6 protein-coding genes are annotated in these 9335 nt (G+C 65.9%); all 6 read left to right on the top strand.

All coding sequences use genetic code 11. The features are described from left to right. Positions 1 to 3 precede the first annotated feature (3 nt). Complete coding sequence (locus ACYVGS_RS06630) at positions 4 to 1464, top strand: outer membrane factor lipoprotein domain-containing protein (protein ID WP_460587880.1); 1461 nt, start codon at positions 4 to 6, stop codon at positions 1462 to 1464. Beyond that, positions 1464 to 2564 carry an HlyD family secretion protein gene (locus ACYVGS_RS06635; RefSeq protein ID WP_460587881.1) on the top strand — a complete coding sequence of 367 codons (1101 nt, stop codon included), beginning with the start codon at positions 1464 to 1466 and terminating at the stop codon, positions 2562 to 2564. Before ACYVGS_RS06630 ends, ACYVGS_RS06635 begins: the two co-directional genes overlap by 1 nt. Further along, entirely contained in the window at positions 2561 to 5344 is a 2784-nt protein-coding gene (gene rbbA, locus ACYVGS_RS06640; RefSeq protein ID WP_460587882.1) for an ABC transporter ATP-binding protein/permease, read from the top strand. Before ACYVGS_RS06635 ends, rbbA begins: the two co-directional genes overlap by 4 nt. Before the next feature lie 3 nt (positions 5345 to 5347). Beyond that, positions 5348 to 6469: an ABC transporter permease gene (locus ACYVGS_RS06645; RefSeq protein WP_460587883.1), complete on the top strand. Its 1122-nt coding sequence runs from the start codon at positions 5348 to 5350 to the stop codon at positions 6467 to 6469. Positions 6470 to 6522: 53 nt separating this feature from the next. Continuing rightward, on the top strand, positions 6523 to 7503 hold the full coding sequence (locus ACYVGS_RS06650; protein ID WP_460587884.1) for a lipid A deacylase LpxR family protein: 981 nt from the start codon (positions 6523 to 6525) through the stop codon (positions 7501 to 7503). Between the two features lie 183 nt (positions 7504 to 7686). Further along, entirely contained in the window at positions 7687 to 8793 is a 1107-nt protein-coding gene (locus tag ACYVGS_RS06655) for an IS110 family RNA-guided transposase (protein ID WP_460587885.1), read from the top strand. The last annotated feature ends 542 nt before the right edge of the window (positions 8794 to 9335 follow it).

Consider the following 9335-nt stretch of genomic DNA (forward strand, 5'->3'; position numbering starts at 1 on the left):
TTGATGACCATGCTCGCGCTCTCGCTGGGCGGCTGCTCGCTCGCGCCCGAGTTCCCGAAATCCGAACCGGCGGCAGTGCCGCAGGACTGGTCCTCGACGACCCTGGTGGAAGGGAAGAAAATCCCAACCGACTGGTGGCGTCGCTTCGACGATCCGGCACTCGTTGACCTTGTTGAAGAAGCGCTGAGCGCCAACACGGATCTGCAACAGGCCGCTGCCCGCGTGGCCGAGGCACGGGCGTTGCTTACCGGCCGGCGGGCGGAGCGGTATCCGTTGCTGGAGATCGAGGGTAATGCTGCCCGCCAGTCCCTGAGCGAGGAGACCGTGACGTCTACCGGCCGTGGCGGGGAGACCTTCACCGATCTCCAGGTGAGCGGCGTGCTCTCCTACGAGCTGGACCTGTGGGGGCGACTCGCGAACGCCAGCGCGGCGGCACAGGCACGGCTTCTGGCCAGCGAGGCCAACCGCGAGGCGGTGCGGCTGGCGGTCATCGGCGAGGTGGCCAACGGCTACTTCAACCTGCGTGCCCTCGACCGTCAGATTGAGATCACCCAGCGCACCATCGCCTCGCGCCAGGATACAGTGGCGTTGCAACGAGTCCGGTTCGAGGCGGGTGGTGTTGACGAACTGATCCTGCAGCAGGCCGAATCACAGCTGGCAGCAGCCGAGGCCGAGCTGCCGGCGCTTCGCCGGCAACGCACGCTCCAGCACAATGCGCTTGCTGTACTTCTGGGGCGCAGTCCGCAAGAGATCGCCGAGCGGCCGATCACCGTGGCACGCCCGATCGAAGCGATCGATGCCCCTGGCAGTGTCCCGGCGGGCCGGCCCGCCGATCTGATGGTTCGCCGTCCCGACATCGCCGCGGCGGAACAGGAACTGGCGGCGACCAACGCCGAAATCGGTGTCGCCCGGGCCGCGTTTCTGCCCACGGTTTCGTTTGCCGGACTCCTTGGCCAACAAAGCGAGTCGGGCGGCAACCTGTTCGGGGGATCGGCATCCACCTGGCAGCTCGGAGGATCACTGCTCGGGCCGCTTCTGGACTTCGGGCGCGCCGAGTCCCTGGTGGGCCAGGCGGAGGCACGCCAGCGCCAGGCGCTGATCACCTATCGGGCGACGGTGCAGACGGCCTTTCGGGAAGTGCTAGACGCCCTGGCGGGGCTGCACCGCTCGGAGCAGCGCCTGCAGGCGCAGACCAACCAGATGGCGGCGCTGCGACGGACCACCGAACTGGCCCGGCAGCGCTATGAAGGCGGGGTCTCCAGCTACCTGGAGGTGCTCGATGCCGAGCGCGGCCTGTTCACCACTGAGCTCGCCCTGGTGGAGACCCGACGCGACCGCTTGCAATCCTCCGTGAACCTCTACCGGGCCCTGGGAGGCGGCTGGCAGGGACCGCTAGACGCGCAGGTTTTTACGGGATCGATGCCGAATTCTGCCGACACTCCGAAAGATCAGCAGGAATTCTGATGATGCAGACTACTAAAAAACTGGCGATGAAACAGTTTGTAAGTACAAGACTTGTTTGGGGCGCAGCCGCTGCGATTGTTATCGGCCTCGGTGCTTGGGCTTGGTGGTTTTCTCAACCACAAGGTTTGCCCGATGTGTTCGCCGCCAGCAACGGCCGTATTGAGGCGGTTGAGATCGATATCGCGGCCAGGACCGCTGGCCGGGTTAAGGAGATACTGGTCGACGAAGGCTACTTCGTCCGGGCCGGGCAGGAGCTGGTGCGGATGGATACGGCTACCCTGGAGGCGCGGCACCGGGAAGCCGAGGCGGAGCTCCAGCGCGCCCGGATCGCGGTCGAGACGGCGACAAGCCTGGTCACGCAGCGCGAAGCCGAGGCCGAGGCCGCCCGGGCGCTCATCGCCCAGAGAGAGGCGGAGCTCGACGCGACGCAGAAGCGGCTCGCCCGCACCCGGGAGCTCGTCACGAAAAACGCCGTCTCCGAAGCGCAGCTCGACGACGACCGCGCCGCGACTGAGGCGGCGAGGGCCGCGGTCGCCGCCGCGCAGGCGCAGGCCGCGGCCGCGCAGGCCGCCATTGGCCAGGCCCGATCGAACGTCGTCGCAGTCCAGGCAGCGGTCGAAGCCGCCCAGGCTACCCTCCAGCGCATCCAGGCCGATATCGACGACAGCGTGCTGAAAGCACCGCGCGATGGTCGTGTGCAGTACCGCGTCGCCCAGCCCGGCGAAGTGCTCTCTCCGGGCGGTGTGGTGCTGAACATGGTCGATCTCACCGATGTCTATATGACGTTCTTCCTGCCCACCGAGCAGGCGGGCGGGGTGGCGCTGGGCGCCGAGGCGCATCTGGTGCTGGATGCCCTCCCACAATACGTGATCCCCGCCAAGGTCTCCTTCGTTGCCGACGTCGCCCAGTTCACTCCCAAGACCGTGGAGACGGCCGAGGAGCGGCAGAAGCTGATGTTCCGCATCAAGGTGCGGATCGACCCGGACCTCCTCAGGAAGCACCTCCACCAGGTCAAGACCGGTCTGCCGGGCGTGGCCTATGTGCGGCTCGACCCGCGGGTGGATTGGCCGCCTGAACTGCAGACCAGGCTGCCGCAATGAGCCGGGATGTGCATGCACAGATCGAGGATGGCGGGGGCGCCGCCCTGCCGGTTGCCCGCCTGCGGGACGTGTCCTTGCGCTACGGCAAGATGCGTGCGCTCGACGAGATTACCATCGTCATCCCGGCGGGCTGCATGGCCGGGCTGATCGGCCCGGACGGGGTCGGTAAGTCGAGCCTGCTGGCGCTGATCGCGGGCGCCCGCGCGGTTCAGACGGGACGGGTCGAGGTGCTCGGCGGCGATATGGCCGATGCGCGCCATCGCTACGGAGTCGGCCCGCGTATCGCCTACATGCCGCAGGGCCTGGGGCGGAACCTCTATCCGACGCTCTCGGTGTTCGAGAACCTCGACTTCTTCGGCCGCCTGTTCGGGCATGACGGCGCCGAACGGGCGCGCCGCATCGAGGCGCTGACACGGGCCACAGGGCTCAAGCCGTTTCTCGATCGGGCGGTGGGCAAGCTATCCGGGGGGATGAAGCAGAAGCTCGGCCTCTGCTGCGCGCTGATCCACGATCCTGACCTGCTCATCCTCGACGAGCCGACCACCGGTGTCGACCCCCTCTCACGGCGCCAGTTCTGGGAGCTCATCGCCGGCATTCGTCGTTCCCGGTCCGGCATGAGCGTGCTGGTGGCCACGGCCTATATGGAGGAGGCGGCACGCTTCGACTGGCTGGCGGCGATGGACGGTGGGCGGGTGCTGGCCAGCGACACGCCCCAAGGCCTGCTGCAGAGCACGGGGGCGCATTGGCTGGAGGCAGCCTTCATCCGGCTGCTGCCGGAAGACAAGCGCCGAGATTATCGGGCGGTCGAGATTCCGCCGCGGCCGGAAGACGATGGCGATACCGCGATCGAAGCCCGGGATCTGACCATGCGGTTCGGCGACTTCACCGCGGTCGATCATGTCAACCTGCGTGTCCCACGGGGTGAGATCTTCGGTTTTCTTGGCTCAAACGGCTGCGGGAAGACCACGACCATGAAGATGCTGACCGGCCTCCTGCCGCCGAGCGAAGGCCGGGGCTGGCTGTTCGGACACGAGGTGGATCCGCACGACCTCGCGACCCGGCGCCGCGTCGGCTACATGTCGCAGTTCTTCTCGCTCTACACCGAGCTGACGGTGCGGCAGAACCTGGAGCTGCATGCCCGGCTGTTCCACGTGCCCGCTGCCGAGGTTTCAGGGCGCGTGGACGACATGGTTGAACGCTTCGACCTGGCGGCTGTGATCGACAGCCTGCCGGGCCGGCTGCCCCTCGGTCACCGGCAGCGCCTGTCGCTGGCGGTCGCCATGATCCACAAACCCGAGATGCTGATCCTCGACGAGCCCACCTCGGGTGTCGACCCGGTGGCGCGCGACGCCTTCTGGCGCAGGCTGGTCGAGCTGTCGCGCCGTGACGGGGTGACCATCTTTATCTCCACTCACTTCATGAACGAGGCCGAGCGCTGCGACCGCATCTCGCTGATGCATGCGGGCCGGGTGCTGGTCACCGACACTCCGGCGAATATCGTGCGGCAGAGGGGCGCGGAGACCCTGGAAGATGCATTCGTAGCGCATCTGGACGAGGCGTCGGGGGAAAACGAAGCCGACGCGGGGCAAACAGCGTCGCTCGATACGGTTAACGCGTCGGCAGGCCATGGCGAACCCCAGGGCTGGCGGCGCATGTTCGATCCCCGGCGCGTGATCAGCCACGCCCGGCGCGAAGGGTTGGAGCTGCGCCGCGATCCCATCCGGCTGACGCTGGCGCTGCTCGGCAGCGTCATCCTCATGTTCGTGATGGGCTATGGGATCAGCCTCGATGTCGAGGATCTCACCTTCTCGGTGCTGGATCGCGATCAGACCACCGTCAGCCGCGACTATACGCTCAACCTCAGCGGCTCACGGTACTTCGTCGAGCGGCCGCCGATCACCGGTTATGCCGATCTTGACCGGCGAATGCGCGAAGGTGACATCAGTCTGGCGATCGAGATCCCGCCGGGCTTCGCGCGCGACATCGCCCGGGGCCGGCGGGTCGAGATCGGCGCCTGGATCGACGGCGCCATGCCGACACGGGGCGAGACCGTCCGCGGCTATGTGCAGGGAATTCACGCCCACTGGTTGGCGACGAAGGCGCGCGAGGCCGGCTACGGCGAGGCATTGACGGGGCTGGTCAATATCGAGACCCGGTTCCGCTACAACCCGGACGTCAAGAGCCTGGTGGCGATGGTACCGGCGGTGATCCCGCTGCTGCTCATGCTGATCCCGGCCATGCTCGCGGCGCTCAGCGTGGTGCGCGAGAAAGAACTCGGCTCGATCACCAACTTCTACGTCACGCCCACCACGCGGCTCGAGTTCCTGCTCGGCAAGCAGTTCCCTTACGTGGTCCTGTCTTTCCTGAGCTTCCTGCTGCTCACGCTGCTCGCGGTGACCGTCTTCGGCGTGCCGCTGAAGGGCAGCTTCCTGACGCTGGGGGCGGGTGCGCTGCTCTATGTCGGTGCCGCCACAGCCGTGGGGCTGCTGATCTCCACCTTCATGCGCAGCCAGATCGCGGCGATCTTCGGCACGGCGGTGCTCACCATCCTGCCCGCGGCGAACTTCTCGGGCATGATCGACCCGGTCTCGTCCCTCGAAGGGATGGGTCGGCTGATCGGCGAGGTCTATCCGACGACGCATTTCCTGACCATCGCGCGCGGCACCTTCTCGAAGGCTCTCAACTTCTCCGACCTGCAGGCTGCCTTTCTTCCGCTGGCGCTGGCCGTGCCGGTTCTGATCGGGCTGTCTGCCGCGCTGCTCAAGAAGCAGGAGCGGTAGCCCATGCGCCTTGCCAATCTTTTCCATCTCTGTGTCAAGGAGTTGCGCAGCCTTGTTCGCGACCCGATCATGCTGGTGCTGATCGTCTATGCCTTCACCGTTTCGGTCTACACGGCGGCCACGGCCATGCCGGAGACCCTCAACAAGGCGCCGGTCGCGGTGGTGAACGAGGATCGCTCGCCGCTGTCATGGCGCATCGTCAGCGCCTTTTACCCGCCGTACTTCGTTCTCCCCGAGGTGATCGACCAGGCCGAGATGGACGCCCGCATGGATGCCGGCCTCGACACCTTTGCCCTCGTCATCCCGCCCAACTTCCAGCGCGACCTGCTGGCGGGGCGGCGGCCAACGGTCCAGCTCAATGTCGATGCGACGCGCATGAGCCAAGCCTTTACCGGCAGCGGCTATGTCCAGACCATCGTCACCGATGAGGTGCGCGCCTTCGCACAGCGCTACCGCGAGGTTCCGGAGTTGCCGGTCGATCTGGCGCTCAGAGCGCGCTTCAATCCCCAGCTCAACAAATCGTGGTTCGGCGCCATCATGCAGGTCATCAACAACGTGACCATGCTCTCCATCGTTCTCACCGGCGCCGCGTTGATCCGCGAGCGCGAGCACGGCACGGTCGAGCATCTGCTGGTCATGCCGGTCACGCCTTTCGAGATCATGACGAGCAAGGTGTGGGCGATGGGACTGGTCGTCCTTGCCGCCACCACTTTCGCGCTCACCGCCGTCGTGCAGGGCTGGCTGTCGGTGCCGATCCAAGGCTCGCTCACGCTGTTCCTGGCCGGCACGGCACTGCATTTGTTCGCGACCACCTCGATGGGCATCTTCCTCGGCACCGTCGCCCGCTCCATGCCGCAGTTCGCCCTGCTGCTCATGCTGGTGCTGCTGCCGCTGCAGATGCTCTCCGGGGGCTCGACGCCGCGCGAGAGCATGCCGGAGGCCGTCCAGTACATCATGCTCGCGGCGCCCAACACCCATTTCGTGATGCTGGCCCAGGCGATCCTCTACCGCGGCGCGGGCATCACGGCGGTCTGGCCGCAGTTCATCGCCATCGCCGCGATCGGAGCCGCCTTGTTCGGTCTGGCACTGGCGCGCTTCCGGCGCACCATCAGCAGCATGGCTTGAGCTTGCAGATGAGAAAGAAAATCGGGACAAGTCCGTTATTCAAGGGAAAATGGTTGACCACCTTGGTGGTGACTGTGACAGGTTCCATAGGATCGCTGCCGGCCCTCGCGGCCGACGAGACGGAAACCGGCACCCTGAGTCTAGTTTTCGAGAACGACCTCTTCTACGACACGGACGGCAACTACACCAACGGCGTACGCCCCTCGTGGCTGTCCTCCCCGGACAGGACGCCCGACTGGGCGCTGGACGCGGCCCGCTGGTTCCCCTTGTTCCCGGAGGGCGGTACCGTGCGGACGAGCTATGCCGTCGGACAGAACATGTATACGCCGGACGACATCGCGCTGAGGAACCCGCTGCGCGACGACCGCCCCTATGCCGGCTGGCTGTACGGCTCGATCGGGCTGATCGCCGAGACCGGCCGGCGGCTCGACCAGCTGGAGCTCACGCTCGGGGTCGTCGGACCGGCCTCGCTCGCCGAACAGACCCAGAAGATTGTCCACAAAATTACAGCTTCTCAGGAGCCGCGCGGCTGGGATACCCAGCTTAAGAACGAGCCCGGTGTGGTCCTGACCTACCAGCGCAGCTGGCGCGGCTTCGTCTCGGATTCGGTCTCCGGCTTCGGTTTTGACGTAACGCCGCATGCTGGCGTCGCCCTCGGCAACGTCTTCACCTACGCTAATGCCGGGCTGATGCTGCGCTTCGGCCAGCGCCTGCCGCTGGACTACGGACCGCCGCGTATCCAGCCGAACCTGCCAGGCTCGGGCTTCTTCGTGCCCCAGGACCGCTTCGGCTGGTATCTGTTCGCCGGCGTCGAGGGACGGTCGGTCGCGCGCAACATCTTCCTTGACGGCAACACCTTCCGCGACAGCCGCAGCGTGGACAAGGAGGCGTTGGTTGGCGACCTCCAGTTCGGTATCGCCATGACCTGGCGCAAGGTGCGCCTGAGCTATATCCACGTGCTGCGCACGCGGGAGTTCGAGACCCAGGAGGAGGCCGGCGATTTCGGGGCCTTCAGCCTCTCGGTACGGTTCTGAATTTCAGCCGCTGTTCGATCCGCCTAGACATAATGGCCCGCCCTGAGGGTAGGCGGGCTTCCCGCAACCGATTTGCTGAAGAGGTCTGCCTCCCACGGTATCGTGGGTTGCGCACCTGAGTGCGCCTATCCACATGTAGAACGCCTGAGGGCGATTGCTACAGCTCAGTACAGGAGGCAGACCATGGACAAGTCTATCACGGGTTTTGTCGGACTGGATGTGCACGCCACTTCCACAGCCATCAGCTTTGCCCCGTCCGGACGGGCCAAGCCGCGCTTTATCGGTACGGTGGGCGCCAAGCGCCCCCAGTTGACCCAGGCCCTCGCGCAGCTTGGTGAGCCGACGTCACTGGCCGTCGTTTACGAGGCCGGACCTTGCGGTTACACCCTGGCCCGGGAACTCCGCGACCTGGGCTATCACTGCGAGGTAATCGCGCCGGCCAAGATCCCCCGCCCACCGGGGGATCGGGTGAAAACCGACCGCCGCGATGCCCTGCAGCTGGCCAGCCTTGCCCGCGCGGGCGCCCTGGTCCCAGTGGTGGTTCCCGATGCGCGCGATGAGGCCATCAGGGACCTGTCCCGCGCTCGGGAGGACGCCGTACGAGCGCGCTTGAAGGCCCGCCAGCAGCTCAAGGCCCTGCTGCTGCGATACGACCGGCGCTATACCGGCAAGACATCTTGGACCGCGGCTCACGAACGCTACCTGGCGACGATCGCCTTCGACCATCCGGCCCAGAACATCGCCTTCGCCGAGTGCCGGCAAGCGGTGGGGGAATGCCAGGCGCGGGTGGAACGGCTGACCCAGGCCCTGGCGCAGCAGGTCGAGGCGTGGCGCATGCGGCCGGTGGTCGAGGCCCTGATGACCTTGCGCGGGATCGACTTCGTGGCCGCCGCAACGCTGCTGGCGGAACTGGGTGATCTGCGGCGTTTCGCCCGACCGCGCGATCTGATGGGGTATGTGGGGCTGGTGCCTGGCGAGCACTCCAGCGGCAGCCGACGCCGCCTCGGAGCGATCACCAAGACGGGCAACGGCCATGCCCGGCGGGTACTGGTCGAGGCGGCGTGGAATTACCGTTTCCCGGCCCGGATCAGCCGCGCCCTGCAAGTGCGACAGGAGGGCCAGTCGGCGGCGGTCCGGGATATCGCCTGGCGTGCCCAGCTACGTTTGTGCCACCGCTATCGCCGCCTCAGTGCCCGCGGCGTGCAGCACAACAAGGTCTGTGTGGCGATTGCCCGTGAGTTGCTTGGCTTCGTCTGGGATATCGGTCAGGGTGTAGCTCCTGAGGCCTGACGCGGAAGTTAGCCGCCAGGAGGTAGGCCATGATCACTTGAAGTGCACTAACACACGGTATCGGGAACGCGATGCGCGGACACGGTGAGGGGGATCCTCGGCCGGGCTATGTGGGCATCGCGGTCATTGACCGTGATGATCCCCGACACTAGAACGAGGCAGCCCCGCGACGCAGCAATGCAATGCGGTAACCAATCCGCGAATATCAGCGTGATCCATCGTCGTAATACGCTCCGCGCGTCGCGTTCCTGATACGGTGTGATTATCTCCCGCTTCATCGCTTGGCAACGCGGAGCACCGCGAGGGGTTGGTGCGGTTCACTTGACAGAGTGGGCCATATCAGCCCGGATTTTGCACGAAGGTAGGTAGAAAAACGGCGGAAACTCCTTAAAAATCAGTGTGCGACCATTGATTCAAAGAGACTTCCGCCGTGACAGAATGCTACCAGACTTCCCTCGAATTTCCATCCGTAAAACGCCGCGACCCTGCGGGCAACGCTGGATACGGTGATGGCACGCTATCCCATCCGGCGTGTGATTGCC

This window comes from Haliea atlantica, assembly GCF_054779855.1.